This window comes from Cobetia sp. 1AS1 (genome assembly GCF_029846435.1).
Lineage (GTDB): Bacteria > Pseudomonadota > Gammaproteobacteria > Pseudomonadales > Halomonadaceae > Cobetia > Cobetia amphilecti.
On record NZ_JARWKU010000003.1, the window covers coordinates 120,718 to 140,841 of the forward strand.

A 20,124-nucleotide genomic window follows, 5' to 3' on the forward strand; every position below is an offset into this window, starting at 1 on the left:
TGAGAACACGGCACTGAGAACACGGCACTGAGAACACGGGCAAGCCACCTCAAAAAAGCGGGAAGGGTCGTCATGACCCTTCCCGCTTTTTTTCGCGATTTTTTTTACGCTTCAGGGCTCGCCGCCCCTCACAGGGCTGTTTTCTTGAAGAGCTATTTCCCTGTGGCGCTATCTTCCTGCGGGGCTGTCTTCCTGAGGGGCAAAGACCGGCAAGCGATACCGGGTACCGCGCCCGACACCGTAGCTTTCCAGTACCTGCTTGGCGGTCAGGTCGGCGAGATCGCGGGCGGCGGTAGGGTCGGAGGTATCGACCAGGGCACGGTATTCGGCGCGCCCCACGCCCTCTTCGTCGTCTCGCTCCAACAATGTCAGTACCAGCTCGCGCTGGCGGGCATTCAGCGGCGTACGCGCGTGCTCCAGCCACAGTCGCTCGGCGCGCTGGACGCGCTGGTAATGGAAGGCCGTCCGACGACCGGCGTCGCGCAGTCGCAAAAGCCACCACTCGGCCCAGACATTCATGTCACCGGGCGCTGCATCCTCCACCTCACCATTGAGCGCGCGGTCCAGTTGCGGCGGCAGCGGATGGCCGCTGGCCGAGGTCTGGGGCTTGCCGAGATAACGCTGCTCCAGCTCGCGCAATTCATCCTGATGCTCGAGCACCACCGAGAACAGCGCCTGGCGGCGCCAGCAGAGTTGCTCCAGCGCTTCCGGCTCCCAGCGCTCGGCGACCTTGCCGACAAACTCGCCCTGCTGCTGCAACGCGGCCAGGGCATCGATTCGTGTCAGCCAGCGCATCAGCAGCAAGCGCCCGATCAAGCCATTGCCCAAGGCCAGCGGTGCGAGCGCCTGCCAGTGCGCATGCAGCTGCAGGGCATTCAACACCCCTGAGTTATCCACATCCGGTTCTTCCGTCGCCAGACGCTGCCAGAAGACATCCAGCTCCCGGTCCAGCGCATCGGGGTTCTCCGCCGGAGCGCGATAACGCAAGCGCTTGAGACCGTAACGACCGCTGACCGCTTCGTAGCGCGCCTCACGCCATGTACCGAGTGGCTGACCACTGCTGCGCGGCAGGAAAGGCCCCAGACGCCGATGCCACTCGAGTACCTGTTGGCGGGTCAGCGGCTGAAATGCCGTGCGCACGACTTCCAGCGTCACATCCACGAAGACGTCGACGCCAGGCGCCGGCCCGCGCGGTGACTCCTGATGGCCGGACTCCAGCCCCAGCGCCTGATACAGCGCATCACGCAACGCCGCCCGCCCGAGCACCACGCCGGACAGCTGGGCACTGGCTTCCATCTCTTCGCTGAGGAGCGTCGCCTCGAGACGCAGGCGTTGTCGGGGATAGAGATTCTGTCCCTGAGCGACCAGTGGCGACATCACCGCCTGGGTCGCCGCCAACTGCCCCATCAAGGGCATGACCTCCAATCGCCCCCGTGGCCAGTCAGGCTGCTGCCAGATCCACATAAGTTGTTATTCCCATTGAGGTTTTCATCAACATCTTATCAAAAAGATCCGCAATAAACCATATACCGAATCATTGAGTGATGCGCAAAATAGGCAAGATGCGATCATCGCTCTTGATTTGATCAATATCATGTCATGAAAATCTAATAAACCTCTCAACCCCATGATTTCCATCGGATATGTCGCCACTCACATCGCATGAGTGCTGCCCTCGACCTCATCACGATCAACACTTGACCACCATGACGAAAACAACCAATTACCGAATCATTAATAGATACGCAAAAGATTCAACAGCGCATCATTCACCACCGGATGCCTGAAACCCGCCCTCGATCGAGGGCCTGCCTCGCGCTGCCCTGCCTCGAACTGACCTGTCTCGAACTGGCCTGCCTCTAACCGACCTGAGTCAGCCCGCCACCAGCAGCCTGGGACCCGCCCCAGACAGTTGACGCCGCTGAACGAGCAAGGCGACCTCTCAACCTCGTCAGGCGCCCTGCAAGCGTCTCTGAGGCCCAGAAACGCAAAAGGCGCCACCCTGATATCAGGATGGCGCCTCATGGCGTGTGCGCGCTCTCAGAGCGCTCTCATGGCTTCATTGCAGAACATGCAGGACAGATCAGCCCGTCAGCTTGGCCTGTGACGGCGTTCGATGACGGTTCCGGCAACAGGGCTCAGTGTTGCTGACGCTCCTCGGCGGCCTGTTGCTCGCGCTGGCGGGCCCGCTCGCAGGCAGGACGCGCCCGCACCTCTTCGCCCCACTGCTCAAGCACGGCCGGCAGAGGTTGCCCGGCCATCTGCGCCCAGCTGAGGGTCTGGGCGAGGAAGATATCGGCGACACTGAATTCATCGGCCACCAGCCAGCCCTGGCCACCGAAGCGGCGCTGAAGTGCCTTGAGAGCACGCTGGAATTCCCATTGGGCTGTCTGCTTGATGGCATCACAGCGCTGGTCCTCCGGCAGCGCGAAGGTGTGCTTGGCCAATGTCCACAGCGGCTGCTCAAGCTCGGTGGTCAGGAAACTGAGCCATTGATCCATCTGTGCCTGCCCGGCCAGCGATTGTGGCAGCAGGCGCCCTTCTCGCGCCGCCAGGTAGCGACAGATGGCACTGGACTCGAACAGGGCCAGCTCACTATCCACCAGGGCTGGCGCCTTGCCATCGGGATGAATGGCCAGGTATTCAGGGCTGTGCCCCTCACCGGCCTTCAGATCCAGACTATGAATCCGGTAATCGAGCCCCAGTTCCTCGAGCGTCCAGGCGACCCGCAGCGAGCGGGAATTCGGATAGCTGTAGAGAGTCAACATGGTCGGGCGCACTCCGTGGCGTTGCGGTGGTGACTGGCGCAGGTGACGGCTTTCGCGCCAGCCAGGCCCTGGCTGCTTGAGCAGAGGGCTTGATGGTCATCCAGCATGGGCGGGAAGTCGCGGAGTTTCCATGCATCCTTCGCCGTCTCGCCGCAGGCAGTCACGCAACGAAAAACGCCTGTGGACAACTCGAACTCTCGAGTCATCCACAGGCGTTTCGGTGTTGCATGTCACCAGGATCAGCTACCGAGGCGAGTCTCGATACTGGCGCGGATGCCGGCGGCATCCAGACCGCAATCACGCAGCAGCTCGACCGGCTTGCCATGCTCTACGAAGCCATCCGGCAGCCCCAGCAGCAACATGGGTTGAGCCAGTCCCGCGTTCAGGTAGAGCTCGGCCACGCCGGCTCCCGCGCCACCCGCGATGGCATTCTCTTCGACGGTCACGACCAGGTCGTGCTCCGCGGCGATCTCGAGCAATGCCTCGCGGTCCAGCGGCTTGATGGAGCGCAGGTTGAAGTGGGTCGCGTCCAGCGCCTCGGCGACCTCGGCCACCGGCGTGTTCATGCTGCCCACGGCGACGATGGCGACACGCACCTCGGGGCTGCCACTGATACGACGACGATATTCCCCCTGACCGATGACCATGGGCGTCAGGTCGGCATCGGTGGCCACCCCCGGCCCGGTACCGCGCGGATAGCGCACTGCGGCAGGCCCGGAGTGGGCCAGTGCCGCACTCAGCATGCCACGGCACTCGGCTTCATCGGCCGGCGCCATCAGCACCAGCTCCGGCACGCAGCGCAGGAACGACATGTCCAGGCTACCGTGATGCGTCGGGCCGTCTTCGCCGACCAGACCGGCACGGTCGATGGCAAAGGTCACGTCCAGTTTCTGCACCGCGACATCGTGAATCAGCTGATCATAGCCACGCTGCAGGAAGGTGGAATAGATCGCCACCACCGGCTTCATGCCCTCACAGGCCATGCCCGCTGCCACTGTCACCGCGTGCTGCTCCGCGATGGCGACATCGTAGTAGCGATCAGGATATTCCTTCGAGAAACGCACCAGATCCGAGCCTTCCCGCATGGCCGGCGTGATGCCGATGACGCGCGCATCCGCGGCGGCGGCGTCACACAGCCAGTTGCCGAAGACGCTGCAGTATTTCTGCGGCTTGGGAGCCGGTGCGTCGGTGACGGCAGGTGCCTGCTCGGCTGCCTGAGGCGCGGCCTTCTCGAGCTTGGTGATGGCGTGATAACCGATCGGGTCACGCTCCGCCGGCAGGAAGCCCTTGCCCTTGCGCGTCACCACATGCAGGAACTGCGGGCCATCCAGATCACGCATGTTGCGCAACGTCTGCACCAGCGCCGGCAGGTCATGGCCGTCGATGGGGCCGATGTAGTTGAAGCCCATCTCCTCGAACAGCGTCGCCGGGCTGATGAAGCCCTTCATGTGCTCTTCGGTACGCTTGGCAAGCTCCAGCGCACCCGGCAAGGGCGACAGCAGTCGCTTGCCGTTGGCGCGCATCTGGGTATACGGCTTGCTGGCCAGAATACGTGCAAGATAGCTTGCCAGGCCGCCGACGTTCTCGGAGATCGACATCTCGTTGTCGTTGAGCACGACCAGCATATTGGCCTTTACGTGCCCGGCATGCGCCAGTGCCTCGAACGCCATGCCAGCCGTCAGGGCGCCATCGCCGATCACCGCACAGGCGCGCCGTGACTCACCCGCCGTGCGGGCGCCGAGCGCCATGCCCAGCGCCGCACTGATCGAGGTGCTGGAATGGCCCACCCCGAAGGTGTCGAACTCGCTCTCGGCACGCTTGGGGAAGGCAGACAGGCCGTTGTACTGGCGCATGCTGTACATGGCTTCACGACGGCCGGTCAGAATCTTGTGCGGATAGGCCTGATGACCCACGTCCCACACCAGACGGTCATGGGGCGTTTCCAGCGCATGGTGGAGGGCCACGGTCAGCTCGACCACACCGAGCCCGGCACCGAAGTGCCCGCCGGTACAGCCGACGCTGTACAGCAGGTAGGCGCGCAGTTCGTCAGCCAATTGGCGCAGCTGTGCCGCGCTCATGGCGCGCAGCGCTTGAGGTGTCTCGACCGCATCGAGCAGTGGCGTCGCGGGGCGCGCCTGAGGTATCTCGTCAAACAGCTTCATAGGCGTCAGGAATCAGTGGTCTCGCTCGATCATGTAGCGCGCCAGCACCGCGAGTGGCTCTGCGGCCTCTCCCAACGGTGCCAGGGCATCCAGGGCCTCTTGCAGTAGCTGACCTGCTCGCTCTTGAGCACCTTCGAGTCCAAGCAGCGAGGGATAGGTCGGCTTGTCGCGTGCAGCGTCAGCACCGGCCGTCTTGCCAAGCGTTGCGGTGTCGCCCGTCACGTCCAGGATGTCATCCTGGATCTGGAAGGCCAGGCCGATAGCCGAAGCGTAGCGCTCCAGGGCAGCAAGACGCGAATCCTGCTCGTCGACTGCCACCAATCCGCCCAGACGGACCGCAGCGCGAATCAGCGCGCCGGTCTTGTAGGCATGCATGCGTGACAGCGCCTCTACCTCGCGGAACTGCCCGACCGCCTCGAGATCCAGCGCCTGACCGGCCACCATCCCGCGCCGCCCGGAGGCCTCGGCCAGGGTACGCACCAGGGCAGGCGTCCGTACATGGCCGGTCGTCGCCATCACTTCGAAGGAGAGCGTCAACAGGGCATCGCCCGCGAGTATGGCGGTCGCCTCATCGAAGGCGCGATGCACGGTGGGACGGCCACGCCGCAGGTCGTCATCGTCCATGGCCGGCAGGTCATCATGGACCAGCGAATAGGCATGCACCAATTCGAGCGCCGCTGCCGCCGCGTCCAGCGCAGCGCGGTCAGCGGCCTCTTCATCGCAGCCTAGGGCACGACCCACCGCATACAGCAGCACGGGGCGCAGACGCTTGCCGCCACCCAGCACGCTGTAGCGCATGGCGTCCTCGAGACGCTCACTCACCGCCGCACTGCCGGGAGTCAACAACGCCTCAAGCACGGCCTCACTGCGCGCCTGTCCCGAGCGGATCAGCTCGCTGGCCTGCGATGCAGTCGGCGTGACTTGCGTATTCAATCCACCTGACATCACCAGTCCTTCTCCTCGTCCGCTTCACCCGCCATGCTGTCTGCGGCATCGGGCGCCGTAAACGCCGTGGGTGTCAGCGCCCCCTCCGGGCCTTCCACCAATGCCTGCAGGCGCAACTCGGCACTATCGAGCCGCTGCTGCGCCTCGCGCGCCAGACTCACGCCCTCTTCAAAAGCGCCCAGTGACGCTTCCAGCGACATGTCGCCAGCTTCGAGCCGCGTCACCAACCCTTCAAGACGGGCCAGGGTGGCGGCGAAATCCTGTGGCACTTCCTTTTCGGCCATGGGTGCTCTCGCTCATCCGACCGGGCGGGCCCGGTGTCTCTGTATGGAGCGCCAGTATAACCCGAAGGGCTTCACGACGCTGCCCACCCCCTGCGCACGGAGGAAGAGTCACATCAAACGGCTGTGCTGTGAATTTTTCATGCCCGGCACGCGGACATTTCATCCGGAGGCCCCGTCGGCTGTGATATTCTTTGCTCCCCTGTTGACAGCACGCCCCGCTGTTTCTCTGGCATTTTCTTGAGGTGTGACACGCCAGCAGGTCATGAAAAAGACCAAACGAACAGAAACGCCGGCATGACCGGCGAGAGGGTTGATCCGACAATGGCCAAGACGTCCCTGGACAAGAGCAAGATCAAGATTCTATTGCTCGAGGGTGTCCACCAATCCGCCGTGGATAATTTCCTCAACGCGGGTTACACCAACATCGAACTGCTTCAGACCTCGCTGGCCGAGGAAGAACTGATCGAGAAGATCCGCGATGTGCACTTCATCGGCATTCGTTCCCGCACTCAGCTCAACGAGCGCGTGATCTCCGCTGCCGAGAAGCTCACCGCCATCGGCTGCTTCTGCATCGGCACCAACCAGGTCGACCTGGAAGCCGCACTGAAGCGCGGCATCCCCGTGTTCAACGCGCCCTACTCCAACACTCGCTCGGTCGCCGAGCTGGTACTGGCCGAAGCCATCATGCTGATGCGCGGCGTGCCGGAGAAGAGCGCCAAGGCACATCGTGGCCAGTGGATGAAATCCGCCAAGAACAGCCATGAAGTCCGCGGCAAGACGCTGGGCATCGTGGGCTACGGCAGCATCGGTTCCCAGCTGTCCGTGCTCAGCGAATCCCTGGGCCTGGACGTCATCTACTACGATGCCGTCACCAAGCTCGGCATGGGCAATGCCCGTCAGGTGGCAAGCCTGGAAGAGCTGCTGGCGCGCGCTGACATCGTCACGCTGCATGTGCCGGAAATCCCCTCCACCAAGTGGATGATGGGCAAGCAGCAGTTCGCGCTGATGAAGCAGAACAGCGTCTTCATCAATGCGGCACGCGGCACCACCGTCGTCATCGAAGACCTGGCCGAAGCCCTCTCCAGCGGCAAGCTGCTGGGCGCCGCCATCGACGTCTTCCCGGTAGAGCCGAAAGGCAACGGCGAAGAGTTCGTGTCTCCGCTGCGCGAGTTCGACAATGTCATCCTGACGCCGCACGTCGGTGGCTCCACCATGGAAGCCCAGGAAAACATCGGTGTCGAAGTCGCCGAGAAGCTGGTGACCTACTCCGACAACGGCACCACCATCGGCTCGGTCAACTTCCCGGAAGTCGCCCTGCCGGCGCACCCGGAAAAGCACCGTCTGCTGCATATCCACGACAACGTCCCGGGCGTGCTGTCACGCATCAACCAGGTGCTGTCCGAGGAAGGCATCAACATCTCTGGCCAGTACCTGCAGACCAACAACACGGTCGGCTATGTGGTCATCGATGTCGACAAGGCCTACGGCAAGAAAGCGCTCGAAGCGCTCAAGACCGTCGACCATACCCTGCGTATCCGGACCCTCTACTCGGAAGCTGATTTCGAGAACTGAGTCCGCGTTCTGCTTCATGGCCGTGGAGCAGAGGGCAGGCAAATGAAAACGCCGCAGCCAGAAATGGCTGCGGCGTTTTTTGTTCCGGATTACCAAGCGTGTTGCTCGTCCCGTGCCTTGCGTCCCACGCCCCTCTGTCATGCCTCTGTCATGCCTCAGCCGGTTTTCCATAGACTGGCAATGCCGGACCAAGACCAAGGGCATGTTTCACGTGGAACATCTTGATACCTCGTAAAACACCCTTTGAATCAGATAGTTGAGAACAAGTGCCCAGTTGAAACTTCTTCTCTCAGCGCTCTGACAATGGCGTGCCAGCGACGGCCCAGTTTTCCGGCTCCACTTCCTGCAGCACCACCCAGACGGACTGCTCACGCACGCCCAATACGCGAGCCGTCTCGCGCGTCAACGCCTCCACCAGCTCCCGCTTCTGTTCCTGTGTCTTGCCCGTCAGAAATTCCGCACGAATCATCGGCATGGTTTTCTCTCCTTGTTGTTCAAATCTCTTTTTCTACATGCCAGATCAGCCTGGCCAGCCGCCTTGCTCGCTATTGCCACAGCCGCTTTAAGGCGCTGTGGCCAATGGGCTCTCGCAAATCGCTCCTGAAGCCATTGTTCCACGTGAAACATCTGCCGGCAGCAAAGAGCGCAGCCCAGCGATGTCAGTCTGCGGCATAGGCTGGTAAAGAAATTGGCTGCTTTACGAAAAAGCAGCCAATTCTCTCCATACGTCATTCAAAAAATCGCTTGGCTATCAGTCTGTTGGCGCGCTTTAGCCAAATATCTCAAGCATCATGTTCCACGTGAAACACTGCTTAGGCGTAGCAGGAATCACCCAGCAGCACCTCTTCGACGCGACCGTTCAACAGCATGCCAAGCAGCGGCGTGTTATGGCCGGCACTGACCAGCGTCTCGCTTGAGACACGCCATTCATGCGCCATATCGATCACCGCCAGATCACAGTACTCGCCCACTTCCAGCATGCCACCCTTGAGTCCGAAGCGTCTGGCACTGAACGTCAATGTCTCGATCAGGCGAGGCAGGCTGAGCAGCTCGGCCTTCACCAGCGCCAGTCCCAGCGGCAGCATGGTTTCCAGGCTGGTCATGCCGGGCTCGGATACTGCAAAGGGCGCGCTCTTGGCAGCGGCTTCATGGGGCAGATGATCACTGACGATGGCGTCGATGGTGCCATCGACCACACCGGCCCGCAGCGCATCACGGTCTGCCGCGCTGCGCAGTGGCGGCTCCAGATGGAAATTGGCGTTGAAGCCTTCCAGCTGCTCATCGGTCCAGTGCAGTTGCGCCATCGACACATCCGCGCTGATATCCAGCCCTCTGGCCTTGGCATCACGTACCAGCTCCACGGCCCGTGCACTGGAGAGCAGTGACACATGCGCCCGTACGCCGGTCTGCTCGATCAACAGCAGCCACTGGGTCAGGGCGACCGTTTCGGCAGATTCCGGAATGCCGGCCAATCCGAGACGTGAGGCAATGGCGCCCTCATGGGCGCAGCCCTGCCCGGCCAAGGCGGCCTCCTGGGCCTGGAACACGACGGTGATATCAAAGGTCCGCGCGTACTCCAGACAACGGCGCAGTACGCCGAGATCGCGTATCGGCTGGCGCAGGTTGGTCAGCGCCACACAGCCTGCGGATTTGAGCGCGGCCATATTGGCGAGCAGATCACCTTCCAGCCCCTGCGTCAGTGCCCCCAGCGGCGCAAGACGCACCCCCGCCACATCACGCGCGCGGTCCAGCAGCGTGCGAATATGCGAGGCGCTGTCGAGCACCGGGCTGGTGTCGGGGCGCGGCAGGATGGTCGCGTAGCCACCCGCCAGTGCGGCAGCTGACTCACTGACCAGGCTGCCCTTGTAGCGCGGACCCGGGTCGCGCAGGTGCGCGCCAAGATCGATGAAGGCCGGCGTGACCAGCTTGCCCGCCAGGTCATCGCGCTGCTCGGCACTGAAATCCGCCGGCGCTTCGCCGATCGCGATCAGGCGACCGCCGTCGAGGTGCAGGTCGTACTGGCCATCGCGGCCGTTGGTCGGGTCGATCACCCGTGCATTGATCAGGCTGCGTTTCATGCGCCAGCTCCTCGTGAACGTTCACCCCTGCGCTCGGCGCGCGCCTTCATCTGTCCGGAGACCGCCATCGACAGCACCGCCATGCGCACCGCGATACCGTTGGTGACCTGATCGAGTATCAGCGAACGCGGGCCATCCGCGACGGCGGATTCGATCTCGACACCCCGGTTGATCGGCCCCGGATGCATCACCACGGCGTCAGGGTGCGCGTGTGCCAGGCTTTCGCGGGTCAGGCCATAACGGCGGTAGTATTCCGATTCCGAGGGCAGCAGTGCGCCATCCATTCGCTCCTTCTGCAGGCGCAGCATGATGACGACATCAACATCCTTCAGCCCTGCTGCCAGCTCAGTGAAGACCTGACAGCCCAGCGTCTCGACCCCGATGGGCAGCAGCGTCTGCGGCGCGACCACCCGCACCTCCGCTGCGCCCAGCGTATTGAGCGCCTGAATCTGCGAGCGAGCGACGCGTGAATGCAGGATGTCACCAACGATCGCGACGCGCAGATTGGCGAACTCGCCCTTGTGGCGGCGGATGGTCAGCATGTCGAGCATCGCCTGGGTCGGGTGCGCATGGCGACCGTCACCGGCATTGATGATCGCCACATGCGGCGTGATCTGGCTGGCGATGAAGTGCGCCGCACCGGAGTCGCCATGGCGCACCACAAAGGCATCCGCCTGCATGGCCTCGAGATTGACCAGGGTATCCATCAACGACTCGCCCTTGGCGGCCGATGAGGTCTTGATGTCCAGATTGAGCACATCCGCCGACAGACGCTTGGCGGCCAGCTCGAAGGTGGCACGCGTGCGGGTCGAGTTCTCGAAGAACAGGTTGGCCACCGTGCGCCCGCGCAGCAACGGCACCTTCTTGACCTCGGCATCGCCGATGCCACGGAAGTGATCGGCGGTGTCGAGAATCTCGGTCAGCACGCTGCGCGGCAGGCCTTCGATATCCAGAAAGTGACGCAGCCGGCCCTGCTCATCCAGCTGGACCTGTGCCGGCGAGGCAGCCCGCACATCCGCGCTGGCCTGCGAGAGATCAAACAGGTTCATGCCGTCACCTCGCCGGTATCGACCAGTGTCAGGCGCAGGTTGTCGGGGCCTTCCAGCTTGATGCGCTTGCCGGGCGCCAGCGCCAGGTTGGCTCCCAGGGCGTCCGGCTGCACCGGCAGCTCACGTCCCGGCAGCTCTACCAGGCAGGCCAGCAGCACGCGGCGCGGACGGCCATAGTCGAACAGCTCATTGAGCGCCGCGCGCACGGTACGTCCGCTCATCAGCACATCGTCCACCAGCAGCAGATCGCGATTCTCGATATCCGGCAGCTGTGACCCCTGGCCGCCATCCGGCAGGCCCTTGTGGCCGAAGTCGTCGCGCCAGAAACCGATATCCAGTGTCGCGAGGAGCTCTTCCAGCCCCAGCCGCTCACGCAGTGCCTGGGCGACCCAGACACCGCCGGTATGAATGCCGACCGGAATCAGACGTTCACGATCGAGTTCACGGCGCTCGAATAGCAATTCGAGCTCCTCGGTCATGGCCTCGAGCAGTGCCTCGACCTCTGGCAGTGCCTCATGTTCTTCGTGCATCTCAGACTCTTGCATGGATATCGCTTCCTATCTTCCCTGCCGGATGGCGGCAAACAGACAAAAAAAACCCGCTTCCGGAAAGGAAGCGGGTGGAGTATTCAGTAACCGACAAGGTCGCCCTCGCCTCGCTGGCTTGCAAACCAGCTCTCGAGAATCAGCTGAGCGGCGAGGCCGTCCACGCCATCATCGCGATAATTGCCGCGGTGGCCGCGCTCGCGCGCCAAGCCCTTGGCCGCCTTGGTGGAGCCGCGCTCGTCCCACATTTCCAGCGGCTTGCCGTAGCGGCCATACAGGCGCTTGCCGAACTTGCGGGCTCGGCTGCACATCAGTGTCTCGCTGCCGTCCAGCTCGAGCGGCAGGCCGACCACGAACAGGTCGGGCTGCCATTCCTCGATCAGGCGATTGACGACATTCCAGTCCGGAATGCCGTCCCGCACATGCAGCGGCACCAGAGGCGTCGCGGTGCCGAGCATCTCGGTACCCACCGCGACACCGATGCGACGCGTGCCGAAATCGAACGCCAGCGCCGTACGGCTGACTTGCCGCTCAGCCATGCCCGATCTCCCGCGACATCAGATTCATGTCGACGCCCAGCTTGCTGGCAGCCGCTTCGAGACGGGACTCGCTGTCGGCATCGAAGAGGATGCCGCTGTCGCCTTCGACGATCAGCCAGCTGTTTTCCTTCAGCTCGTTGGTGAGCTGGTCCGGCTCCCAGCCAGCGCAGCCGAGGCAGACCATGAAGTCATCAGGGCCTTCGTTGCCGGCTATCGCCTTCAGGATGTCCAACGAGGTGGTCAGCGCCAGCTCGTCGGTCACCTGCAGGCTGGAATCCCACTCGCTGGCCTTGCCGCGATGCAGGATGAAGCCGCGGTCCTTGTGGACGGGGCCACCGTAATAGACCACCTCATCGAGGCGTTCACAGCTGTCGGCAGCGATCTCGAGCTGCTCGAACAGACCGCGCATGGTCAGCTTGATCGGCTTGTTGACGATGACACCGAGGGTGCCCTTGTCATCATGATCACAGAGGTAACTGAGCGAGCCGGAAAAATTGTCATCATCGAGATGCGGCATCGCCAGCAGGAAATAGTCTCGCAGACTTTGCATGGTCCTCCCGAGGCGTCAGGGCGCGCCAGAATCGTTGCCGGGGCCGAATCGCCAGATGCGGGTGATGGTCAGCTGGCTCATCCCCTTGAGACTTTCATCAAAGGGCGCATAAGGAGCCGCGCCGTAGACCGTATCCAGAGCCGCCTGGTCGAGTTCAGCATGTCCCGAGGATTGTAACACTTCCGCGAACTCAAGCTGACCGCTGGGCAGCACGACGGCGCGAATCCGCAGCTCGCCGCTCAGATGAGCAGGCGCCGGATAGTGCTGATTGCCGAATGCTTGCACCGTGCCGGTCCAGTCATTGATATAGCGCGCGCGGGCCGAGGCACGCGCCGCCTTGCGTGAGGCGGTGTCACCCACCACCTCACGCGACTGGCCGGAGGCCTGGATTCGCTGGACGTCCTGCTCGCTGGCCTGCTGTTCGTTGTCCGGCGTATCCGGCAGCAGTTCGGAACGCGTCACCTGCTGTGACGACGCCTGCTGGGTCGCGATGACCTCGGGGATGCGCTCGGGCAGTACCAGCGCCTGCGTGGCCGGGGCCTGGGCTTCTGCCACGGCCGGCTCGCTGGCCTCGGATGCACTCTGCTCGCCCGGCTGCGGTGGCGCCTGATTGACTGGCCCGGCCTGCACCGCCGCCTCGCGCCCGCTGCCACTGGCCTGCTGGTCCTGCTCGGCCACCACCTGCGAGTCGACGGCAGTGGCGCTGGCCTGGCTGACCAGCGTCACATCGAGCATCACCGGCTTGGGCATCGGCGGCACCTCGGGCGGCGTCAGTAGGCCGCTGCCCAGCAACCACCAGCCGATGACGGCATGGACGGCCAGTGCCGCGCCCCATGCCACCACACGGCGATGCACCCGCGTCACCGGAACATAGGTGATCGGGTCGGTGACGCTATGATTGCCTGCCCACCATTCGACGGGTGCTGCCATACCCCACTCCCTGTCCACGGAACCTCATTGGCAGCTTCGGCTTCCCTGCCGTTTACTGCGAATCCATCGCGGGTCAGCCAACTGGTGCCGACCTCACCGCGATGTTGATCAGACGGACGGCTGCGCCGCCAGACGCGCTTCGATGGCATCCATCAACAGACCGGCGATATCAGTGCCGCGCTGGGTATCGATCTCGCGTACGCAGGTCGGGCTGGTGACGTTGATCTCGGTGATGTAGTCGCCGATCACGTCCAGCCCGACAAACATCAGCCCCAATGATTTCACCACCGGCTTGACCTGCTCGATCAGCCAGTAATCGCGGTCGGTCAGCTCACGCGATTCGCCACGTCCGCCAGCCGCCAGGTTGCCGCGCGTCTCTCCGGCGCTGGGAATGCGCGCCAGGCCGAACGGCACCGGCTCGCCATCCACCAGCAGAATGCGCGTATCGCCGGCACTGATTTCCGGCACATAACGCTGGGCCATGATCTGACGGGTGCCCCGCAGCGTCAGCTGCTCGATCACCGAACCGAGATTGCGGCCGTCTTCGGCGACGTGGAAGATGCCACTGCCACCCATGCCATCCAGCGGCTTGAAGATCACGTTGCCATGCTCGGCGTGGAAGGCGCGCAGCACCTTGTCGTTGGCCGACACGGTGGTCGGCGGGATGCACTGCGGGAACTGCTGAGCGAAGAGCTTCTCGTTGCAGGTCTGCAGCGCGGCTGTCGGATTGACCACCAGCACGCCTTCCCGCTCGGCAAAGCCCAGCAGGTGAACGGCATTCAGGAAGTGTTCGTCGACGGGCGGATCCTTGCGCATCAGGATCACGTCAAGCTCGGCCAGCGGAGTCGCGACGACCTCGCCCAGCTGATAGAAGTTGTCCGGGTCGTGGTAGACCTCCAGATCACGCATCCGGCCCATGGCGCGACCATTCTCGAGATAGAGGTCTTCCTGCTCGAGATAATGCAGCGACCAGCCACGCTGGCTGGCGGCCCACAACATGGCCAGAGTGGTGTCCTTCTTGTAGGCGACGCTGGACATCGGGTCCATCACCACGCCGATCTTGAGCTTGCGAGCAGTCATTGAGGCAACCTTGTGACGACACTGCCAGCCCGGAACGCGGCCGGCAGCGGGGATAACGGAGACTCCCGTCGCGACATGACACCATGGCGCGGGAGCGATGGGACAAGTATGCAGCAGCGCCGTGCTGCTCACCACTGGCGAAACGCCCTTGCCGGCTCACGCTGTGTTGCCGGCAGATCAACAATTCCGCCCGGGTGCCAGATGATGGGAGATCAGCGCGGCAGGTCACCAAATCGCTGCTGCAGCAAGGTCAGCGCCACCACCGGCGCCGTCTCGGTGCGCAGGATACGCGGCCCCAGGCCGAGCACCTCACAACCGGCGGCGGCCGCTTCTGCCACCTCTTCCTGCGTGAAGCCGCCTTCCGGGCCGATCAGCAGGCTGGCGCGGGTCACGCCGCCCTCGGCCTCGGCCACGTTCAGCGCCTCGGCACCGCCCGGCTGCAGAATCAGGCGCAGCGGCTCATCACGCTCGGCCAGCCACTGCGTCATCGCCACCGGGGCGTGCACGACCGGCACGACGCTTCTTCCGCATTGCTCGCAGGCGCTGGCCGCCACGCCCTGCCAGTGCGCCAGCTTCTTGTCGGCGCGCTCGCCCTTGAGCTTGACGTCGCCCCGCGCGGTATAGAGTGGCGTGATGGCAGCCACGCCCATCTCACAGGCCTTCTGGATGGCGTAATCCATGCGATCGCCCTTGGAGATCGCCTGTCCCAGATGCACCGCCAGCGGCGCCTCGCGGTCATTGGGCACCGCCTCGATCACCTGCACGCTGACGCCCTTGCGGGTCACCTCCTCCAGCAACACGCGCACCTCCTGCCCACGGCCATTGAACAGCTGCGCCTCACTGCCGACCTTGGCGCGCAGCACCAGCCCGAGGTGGCGTGCAGGCCCCTCGGGGAGCGCGAAGGACGCCCCAGCGCTGACATTGAGATCAAGATCGGGGCAGTGCAGACGGATGGCCATGGACGGGGTCTCGCGGACTAAGAAGCAGTGAAAGTGGGCCGCGATGAGTCGATGCAGCATCGCAGGCAAGGCGGCGGCCATTGTCGCCCAAAAACGCAGCGACGGGCCACTGGGGCCCGTCGCTGGTCGTACCTGTCATGTGGCCAATCAAGGCCGGCTCACTGATCAGTGAGCGGTCGCCTCGGCGGCGCCCTGGGCTTCACGCTGCTTGCGCTGCGCGTACATGGCCTCGAAGTTGACCGGAGCCAGCATCAGCGGAGGGAAGCTGCCACGGTTGACCAGGTTGTCGATGGCTTCACGCGCATACGGGAACAGCACGTTCGGGCAGAAGGCGCCCAGGGTGTGGTCCAGCTGCTCGGCAGACAGGCCAGCGATACGGAACAGGCCAGCCTGCTCGACTTCCGCCAGGAAGGCAGTGGTCTTGTCTTCGCCATTGGTGACCTGAGCGGTGACCTTGATGGAGACTTCGAACAGCTCCTCACCGACCTGCTGGTGCTCGGTATCCAGCTCCAGCGCGACCTTCGGCTGGAACGGCTGGGAGAAGACCGCCGGAGAATTCGGGGCTTCGAAGGACACGTCCTTCACGTAGATGCGCTGCAGGGCAAACTGGAGCTGATCCTGAGCCTGTTCTGCGCCTGCTGCAGCCTGTGCGTTCTGTTCTTCAGCCATGAGACATATCCTTGAGGGTTCGGAGATTTATTCTTGGTTGCGAGCCTGCCTCCAGCAGACCCGCAAACTTGCCCAGCCAGCGGGGCAATGACAGCTGGCAGACACGCGACGCGCGAGTCTGCGACTCAGCGAGTCACGACCGGCAGGCTGTCGGCTTCCCACTGGCCCATGCCGCCCTTGAGCTTGACGGCCTGCTTGAAGCCATCCTTCTCGAGGCGCGCCACCAGCGGTCCCGCCGTCTGGCCGTGCTTGCAGACGATGATCACCGGGCGTTCCTTGTACTTGGCCAGCGGAGTGGTCTCGCTGGTCAGCTGACTGCTGGGAACGTTGACGGCACCGGCGATATGACCGGCCTTGAATTCCTTGCTGTCGCGGATGTCGATGAAGACACCCTCTTCGCGATTGACCAGTCGCGTGGCCTCGCTGACGCTGACGCCATGGTTGCCACGCATGGTTTCCATGACAATGAGGGCGACCAGCAGGGCGACGAAGGCGCCGACCAGCAAGGGATGATTCTGCGCGAACTGAAGCAGCTGTTCGATCATGAGACGGGCTAACTCCGCTGTGACGTGCATGCCGACGCGTACGCGGCAAAGGAAATAGACCGCTACCTGAGGTAACGGAGCCAGCATTATACATGACAGGCCCAAGCATGAATGCCGCTGCATGGCATCAAAAAGGCGTAGCCGGGCGTTGCGCCGGCTGCTGTCAGCTCAGCCGGGCCGGGGCGATCCACCGATAGCGCAACCCAATCCCGGCGATACACTTGCGGCACTTGCACTCGGCACCTTACCACCCCTCTAATAGAGGGCAGAACGAGCAGGTAGTTTTATCACTACATGTCGTCTCCGCCGAGGGTTCTGCCCCACGGAGGCGCCACAGCATGGCCGCAGGACATGACAGCTGCATGATGCGTCACCCGTCGAGCATCATCCTGTCATCCCGGCCCCTGCTCACCCCAGATCATTCGTCATCACAGCGAGGAAGTCATGGCAGCTCAAGCACAAGGTCCGCGTCCCGTCGCCCTAATCATTCTGGACGGCTACGGTCACAGCGAAGAGGAGAAGGACAACGCCATCCTCGCCGCCGACACGCCGGTGATGGACCGCCTGCGTCGTGAATATCCCAGCGAACTGATTCACACCGATGGTGGCTTCGTCGGCCTGCCGGACGGCCAGATGGGCAACTCCGAAGTCGGCCACATGAACCTCGGTGCCGGTCGCATCGTCTATCAGGACTTCACGCGCATCACCAAGGCGGTGCGTGAGAATGCCCTCAAGGACAATGACATCCTGACCGCGCCCATCGATGCCGCCGTCAAGGCCGGGCGGGCCGTGCACCTGATCGGCCTGCTGTCTCCGGGTGGCGTCCACTCCCACGAAGACCACACCCTGGCCATGGCTGACCTGGCCGCCGAGCGGGGCGCCAAGCGCATCTATATCCACGCCATCACCGATGGCCGTGACACCGCGCCCAAGAGCGCCGAGGCCTCCATCGCGCGTGCCGATGAGCACCTCGCGGGCCTGGGCCTGGAAGACGGTCGTGTCGCCACGCTGGTCGGTCGCTACTTCGCACTGGACCGCGACAACCGCTGGGACCGCGTCGAGCAGGCCTATCGCCTGATCGCCAACGGCGAAGCCGAGCATGAAGCCGCCACCGGCGTCGCCGGTCTGGCTGCCGCCTACGAGCGCGACGAGACCGATGAATTCGTCACCGCCACCCGCATCGGCGATTCCGTCGCCATGCAGGAAGGCGATGCGGCCATCTTCATGAACTTCCGCGCCGACCGTGCCCGCGAGCTGACCCGCGCCTTCGTCGAACCGGACTTCGCAGGCTTCGAGCGCACGCCGCCCAAGCTGGCCCACGACGGCCTGGTGATGATGACCCAGTACGCCGCTGACATCCCGGCGCCGGCAGCCTTCCCGCCGTCCGAGCTGCACAACACCCTGGGCGAGGTCGTGTCCGACCGTGGCCTGACCCAGCTGCGCATCGCCGAGACCGAGAAGTACGCGCACGTCACCTTCTTCTTCTCCGGTGGCCGCGAAGAGGAATATCCCGGCGAGACGCGCATCCTCGTGCCGTCCCCGCAGGACGTGAAGACCTACGACGAGAAGCCGGAAATGAGCGCCGGGGAAGTCACCGACAAGCTGGTGGAAGCCATCGAGTCCGGCGGCTACGACCTCATCGTCTGCAACTACGCCAACGGTGACATGGTCGGCCACACCGGCAAGTTCGACGCCGCCGTCCAGGCCGTCGAGTTCCTCGACAAGTGCGTGGCACGCGTGGTCGAGGCGCTGGAGAAGGTCGGAGGCGAATGCCTGATCACCGCCGATCACGGCAACGCCGAGCAGATGGTGCACCCGGAAACCGGCAATCCGCAGACCGCGCACACCACCTTCGAGGTGCCGCTGATCTACGTGACGCAGCGTGATGCCAAGCTGGCCGCCGACGGGCGTCTGTGCGATCTCGCCCCGACCCTGCTGACAATGATGGGCCAGTCGGTGCCGGAAGAGATGGATGGCAAGGTGCTGGTCGATTATGCCGAGGCCTGATAGCAGGCTGCATGGCGCACCCTTCGGTGCGTCGTGCCTCTCGCCCAGCCCGAGCAAGCCGCTCGGGCAGGGCGACCGCCCCCGAATCTTCAAGCGCCGGAGCCGAGTCTCCGGCGTTGTGCTGTCTGCCTGGCTGCTGAGTCTCGCCCCGCTGGCACTCGGCCCCGTGGTGGCGACCACCGCGCAGGCCGCTGACGACACCGCCACCCTGACCCAGAAGAAGCAGGCCTCCCAGGAAGACCTCAAGCGCCTCAAGCGCGAGATCCAGGCGATGCAGGGCGAGCTCAAGGCCACGGCAGCGCGGCGCAGCGACACGCGCAACGGGCTGGAGAAGATCGAGCGCCAGCTCAACGCCACGCGCCAGCAGACCGGCAAGCTCGAGGATGAGCGCGATGACATCAAGCAGCAGCTGGTGGCACTGACGCGCAAGCGTGAAGCCCTCAGCCAGCAGCAGACGGCCCAGAAGGCGGCGGTCGCCGAAGAGATGGCCGCCCTCTATCGCCTCGGTCGTCAGCCTGAACTGAAATTGCTGCTCAATCAGGATGATCCCGCACGTCTTGAGCGCCTGCAGGTCTATCTGAACCACCTGAGCGAATCACGGCGTGCGGCGCTGGAGCGCCTGGCCGAGCTGAACCAGTCACTGGCCGACACCCGCGCACAACTGCTGGCTCGCCAGACACGCCTGGATGACGTACAGACAGGACTCAAGCGGCAGGCCAGTCAGCTGATCGCGCAACAGAATGAACGCGCCGCCCTGCTGCGCAAGCTGGATGCGCGCTATGCCAGCCATGAGGCGAAGATCGCCGAACTGGACCAGGACCGCGCACATGCCAATCAGCTGATCCAGACCCTCGAGAAGCGCCTCAAGTCGATCAAGAGCGCGCCGCCACCCAAGACCCGCATCACGCGTGCGATGGGCAAGATGGATTGGCCGGCGCCGGGCAAGGTGATCTCCGCCTATGGGCGTGGCGAGGGCGTCAACCGTGATGGCGTGTTGATTCGCGCGACGCAGGGTACCGCCGTCACGGCGCCGCACGCCGGTCGCGTGGTCTTCGCGGACTGGATGCGCGGCTATGGCAACCTGCTGATACTCGATCACGGTGACAACGTGCTGACGCTCTACGCCCACCTGGCAAGCTTCAGCGTGGGCCCGGGCGACAGCCTGTCACGTGGCCAGCAGCTGGGCAGTGTCGGCAGCAGCGGCGGGCGTGATGGCCCGGCGCTCTATTTCGAAGTGCGCCGCAGCGGTCAGCCGACAGACCCGAGTCGCTGGCTCTCGCGCCGCTGAAGTGCCTGGCAGCGGCACCTCGCGCATCGTCTGATTGTCAGCCAGCGCTGAATGCCACCAACACCCAGCGGGCTAGTCGCCAGGCACTCGCGCGGGATATGCTCGCAGTAGCCTGTGACTGCGAGCATGCTGGGCGGTGTTCCCCCTGCCATGC

19 protein-coding genes are annotated in these 20,124 nt (G+C 63.9%); 3 read left to right on the top strand and 16 right to left on the bottom strand.

Translation table 11 applies throughout. From position 1 onward, the window contains the following. Positions 1 to 168: 168 nt before the first annotated feature. From QD280_RS07735 to xseB, 5 genes are all read right to left on the bottom strand, one after another. Positions 169 to 1,464, bottom strand: coding sequence for a DUF4172 domain-containing protein (locus QD280_RS07735; protein WP_279838838.1), 1,296 nt, complete (start codon positions 1,462 to 1,464; stop codon positions 169 to 171). Between the two features lie 674 nt (positions 1,465 to 2,138). Further along, a complete protein-coding gene (locus QD280_RS07740) occupies positions 2,139 to 2,768 on the bottom strand; it encodes a glutathione S-transferase family protein (protein WP_279838839.1) in 630 nt (209 codons plus the stop codon). A 239-nt stretch (positions 2,769 to 3,007) separates the two neighbouring features. Continuing rightward, entirely contained in the window at positions 3,008 to 4,930 is a 1,923-nt protein-coding gene (gene dxs / locus QD280_RS07745) for a 1-deoxy-D-xylulose-5-phosphate synthase (protein ID WP_279838840.1), read from the bottom strand. A 12-nt stretch (positions 4,931 to 4,942) separates the two neighbouring features. Beyond that, positions 4,943 to 5,875, bottom strand: coding sequence for a farnesyl diphosphate synthase (locus QD280_RS07750; RefSeq protein WP_054556401.1), 933 nt, complete (start codon positions 5,873 to 5,875; stop codon positions 4,943 to 4,945). Beyond that, complete coding sequence (xseB, locus tag QD280_RS07755) at positions 5,875 to 6,159, bottom strand: exodeoxyribonuclease VII small subunit (RefSeq protein WP_279838841.1); 285 nt, start codon at positions 6,157 to 6,159, stop codon at positions 5,875 to 5,877. The genes QD280_RS07750 and xseB overlap by 1 nt, the downstream gene beginning before the upstream one ends. A gap of 321 nt (positions 6,160 to 6,480) precedes the next feature. Here xseB and serA point away from each other — a divergent pair, with 321 nt between their 5' ends. After that, the gene (gene serA / locus QD280_RS07760; RefSeq protein ID WP_043331602.1) at positions 6,481 to 7,731 is read left to right on the top strand and encodes a phosphoglycerate dehydrogenase; all 1,251 of its coding nucleotides are present in this window, start codon (positions 6,481 to 6,483) and stop codon (positions 7,729 to 7,731) included. 289 nt (positions 7,732 to 8,020) lie between these two features. Here serA and QD280_RS07765 read toward each other — a convergent pair whose 3' ends face one another. The 11 genes from QD280_RS07765 to QD280_RS07815 all read right to left on the bottom strand — a co-directional run bounded on the left by QD280_RS07765 (position 8,021) and on the right by QD280_RS07815 (position 16,675). Then, positions 8,021 to 8,206 (bottom strand): tautomerase family protein, encoded by a 186-nt coding sequence (locus QD280_RS07765; RefSeq protein WP_043331603.1) that lies wholly within the window; start codon positions 8,204 to 8,206, stop codon positions 8,021 to 8,023. A gap of 337 nt (positions 8,207 to 8,543) precedes the next feature. Continuing rightward, positions 8,544 to 9,809, bottom strand: coding sequence for a dihydroorotase (locus QD280_RS07770; RefSeq protein ID WP_279838843.1), 1,266 nt, complete (start codon positions 9,807 to 9,809; stop codon positions 8,544 to 8,546). Beyond that, positions 9,806 to 10,858 (bottom strand): aspartate carbamoyltransferase catalytic subunit, encoded by a 1,053-nt coding sequence (locus tag QD280_RS07775; protein WP_052384301.1) that lies wholly within the window; start codon positions 10,856 to 10,858, stop codon positions 9,806 to 9,808. Before QD280_RS07775 ends, QD280_RS07770 begins: the two co-directional genes overlap by 4 nt. Further along, entirely contained in the window at positions 10,855 to 11,388 is a 534-nt protein-coding gene (gene pyrR / locus QD280_RS07780; RefSeq protein WP_279838844.1) for a bifunctional pyr operon transcriptional regulator/uracil phosphoribosyltransferase PyrR, read from the bottom strand. Before pyrR ends, QD280_RS07775 begins: the two co-directional genes overlap by 4 nt. Positions 11,389 to 11,486: 98 nt before the next feature. Further along, positions 11,487 to 11,942 (bottom strand): Holliday junction resolvase RuvX, encoded by a 456-nt coding sequence (gene ruvX / locus QD280_RS07785; RefSeq protein ID WP_054556397.1) that lies wholly within the window; start codon positions 11,940 to 11,942, stop codon positions 11,487 to 11,489. Next, positions 11,935 to 12,492 (bottom strand): YqgE/AlgH family protein, encoded by a 558-nt coding sequence (locus tag QD280_RS07790; protein WP_043331610.1) that lies wholly within the window; start codon positions 12,490 to 12,492, stop codon positions 11,935 to 11,937. The genes ruvX and QD280_RS07790 overlap by 8 nt, the downstream gene beginning before the upstream one ends. Positions 12,493 to 12,507: 15 nt before the next feature. Continuing rightward, on the bottom strand, positions 12,508 to 13,422 hold the full coding sequence (locus QD280_RS07795) for a TonB family protein (protein WP_192839043.1): 915 nt from the start codon (positions 13,420 to 13,422) through the stop codon (positions 12,508 to 12,510). Between the two features lie 108 nt (positions 13,423 to 13,530). Further along, entirely contained in the window at positions 13,531 to 14,502 is a 972-nt protein-coding gene (gene gshB, locus QD280_RS07800; RefSeq protein ID WP_192839042.1) for a glutathione synthase, read from the bottom strand. 212 nt (positions 14,503 to 14,714) lie between these two features. Continuing rightward, complete coding sequence (locus QD280_RS07805; RefSeq protein ID WP_192839041.1) at positions 14,715 to 15,461, bottom strand: 16S rRNA (uracil(1498)-N(3))-methyltransferase; 747 nt, start codon at positions 15,459 to 15,461, stop codon at positions 14,715 to 14,717. A 165-nt stretch (positions 15,462 to 15,626) separates the two neighbouring features. Beyond that, positions 15,627 to 16,130, bottom strand: coding sequence for a protein-export chaperone SecB (secB, locus tag QD280_RS07810; protein WP_043331620.1), 504 nt, complete (start codon positions 16,128 to 16,130; stop codon positions 15,627 to 15,629). A gap of 125 nt (positions 16,131 to 16,255) precedes the next feature. After that, positions 16,256 to 16,675: a rhodanese-like domain-containing protein gene (locus QD280_RS07815; RefSeq protein ID WP_043331622.1), complete on the bottom strand. Its 420-nt coding sequence runs from the start codon at positions 16,673 to 16,675 to the stop codon at positions 16,256 to 16,258. Positions 16,676 to 17,119: 444 nt separating this feature from the next. Between QD280_RS07815 and gpmI the strand changes: the two genes are divergently transcribed. Together gpmI and QD280_RS07825 are read left to right on the top strand one after the other, a co-directional pair. Beyond that, positions 17,120 to 18,682, top strand: a complete 1,563-nt coding sequence (gene gpmI / locus QD280_RS07820; RefSeq protein ID WP_043331623.1) for a 2,3-bisphosphoglycerate-independent phosphoglycerate mutase — start codon at positions 17,120 to 17,122, stop codon at positions 18,680 to 18,682. A 118-nt stretch (positions 18,683 to 18,800) separates the two neighbouring features. After that, on the top strand, positions 18,801 to 19,970 hold the full coding sequence (locus QD280_RS07825; protein WP_279838846.1) for a peptidoglycan DD-metalloendopeptidase family protein: 1,170 nt from the start codon (positions 18,801 to 18,803) through the stop codon (positions 19,968 to 19,970). Positions 19,971 to 20,124: the final 154 nt, after the last annotated feature.

Excerpts from the sequence above, each read along its gene's own strand:
- QD280_RS07735 (WP_279838838.1), bottom strand. The coding sequence starts at position 1,464 with ATGTGGATCTGGCAGCAGCCTGACTGGCCACGGGGGCGATTGGAGGTC.
- QD280_RS07740 (WP_279838839.1), bottom strand. The coding sequence starts at position 2,768 with ATGTTGACTCTCTACAGCTATCCGAATTCCCGCTCGCTGCGGGTCGCC.
- dxs (WP_279838840.1), bottom strand. The coding sequence starts at position 4,930 with ATGAAGCTGTTTGACGAGATACCTCAGGCGCGCCCCGCGACGCCACTG.
- QD280_RS07750 (WP_054556401.1), bottom strand. The coding sequence starts at position 5,875 with ATGTCAGGTGGATTGAATACGCAAGTCACGCCGACTGCATCGCAGGCC.
- xseB (WP_279838841.1), bottom strand. The coding sequence starts at position 6,159 with ATGGCCGAAAAGGAAGTGCCACAGGATTTCGCCGCCACCCTGGCCCGT.
- serA (WP_043331602.1), top strand. The coding sequence starts at position 6,481 with ATGGCCAAGACGTCCCTGGACAAGAGCAAGATCAAGATTCTATTGCTC.
- QD280_RS07765 (WP_043331603.1), bottom strand. The coding sequence starts at position 8,206 with ATGCCGATGATTCGTGCGGAATTTCTGACGGGCAAGACACAGGAACAG.
- QD280_RS07770 (WP_279838843.1), bottom strand. The coding sequence starts at position 9,809 with ATGAAACGCAGCCTGATCAATGCACGGGTGATCGACCCGACCAACGGC.
- QD280_RS07775 (WP_052384301.1), bottom strand. The coding sequence starts at position 10,858 with ATGAACCTGTTTGATCTCTCGCAGGCCAGCGCGGATGTGCGGGCTGCC.
- pyrR (WP_279838844.1), bottom strand. The coding sequence starts at position 11,388 with ATGCACGAAGAACATGAGGCACTGCCAGAGGTCGAGGCACTGCTCGAG.
- ruvX (WP_054556397.1), bottom strand. The coding sequence starts at position 11,942 with ATGGCTGAGCGGCAAGTCAGCCGTACGGCGCTGGCGTTCGATTTCGGC.
- QD280_RS07790 (WP_043331610.1), bottom strand. The coding sequence starts at position 12,492 with ATGCAAAGTCTGCGAGACTATTTCCTGCTGGCGATGCCGCATCTCGAT.
- QD280_RS07795 (WP_192839043.1), bottom strand. The coding sequence starts at position 13,422 with ATGGCAGCACCCGTCGAATGGTGGGCAGGCAATCATAGCGTCACCGAC.
- gshB (WP_192839042.1), bottom strand. The coding sequence starts at position 14,502 with ATGACTGCTCGCAAGCTCAAGATCGGCGTGGTGATGGACCCGATGTCC.
- QD280_RS07805 (WP_192839041.1), bottom strand. The coding sequence starts at position 15,461 with ATGGCCATCCGTCTGCACTGCCCCGATCTTGATCTCAATGTCAGCGCT.
- secB (WP_043331620.1), bottom strand. The coding sequence starts at position 16,130 with ATGGCTGAAGAACAGAACGCACAGGCTGCAGCAGGCGCAGAACAGGCT.
- QD280_RS07815 (WP_043331622.1), bottom strand. The coding sequence starts at position 16,675 with ATGATCGAACAGCTGCTTCAGTTCGCGCAGAATCATCCCTTGCTGGTC.
- gpmI (WP_043331623.1), top strand. The coding sequence starts at position 17,120 with ATGGCAGCTCAAGCACAAGGTCCGCGTCCCGTCGCCCTAATCATTCTG.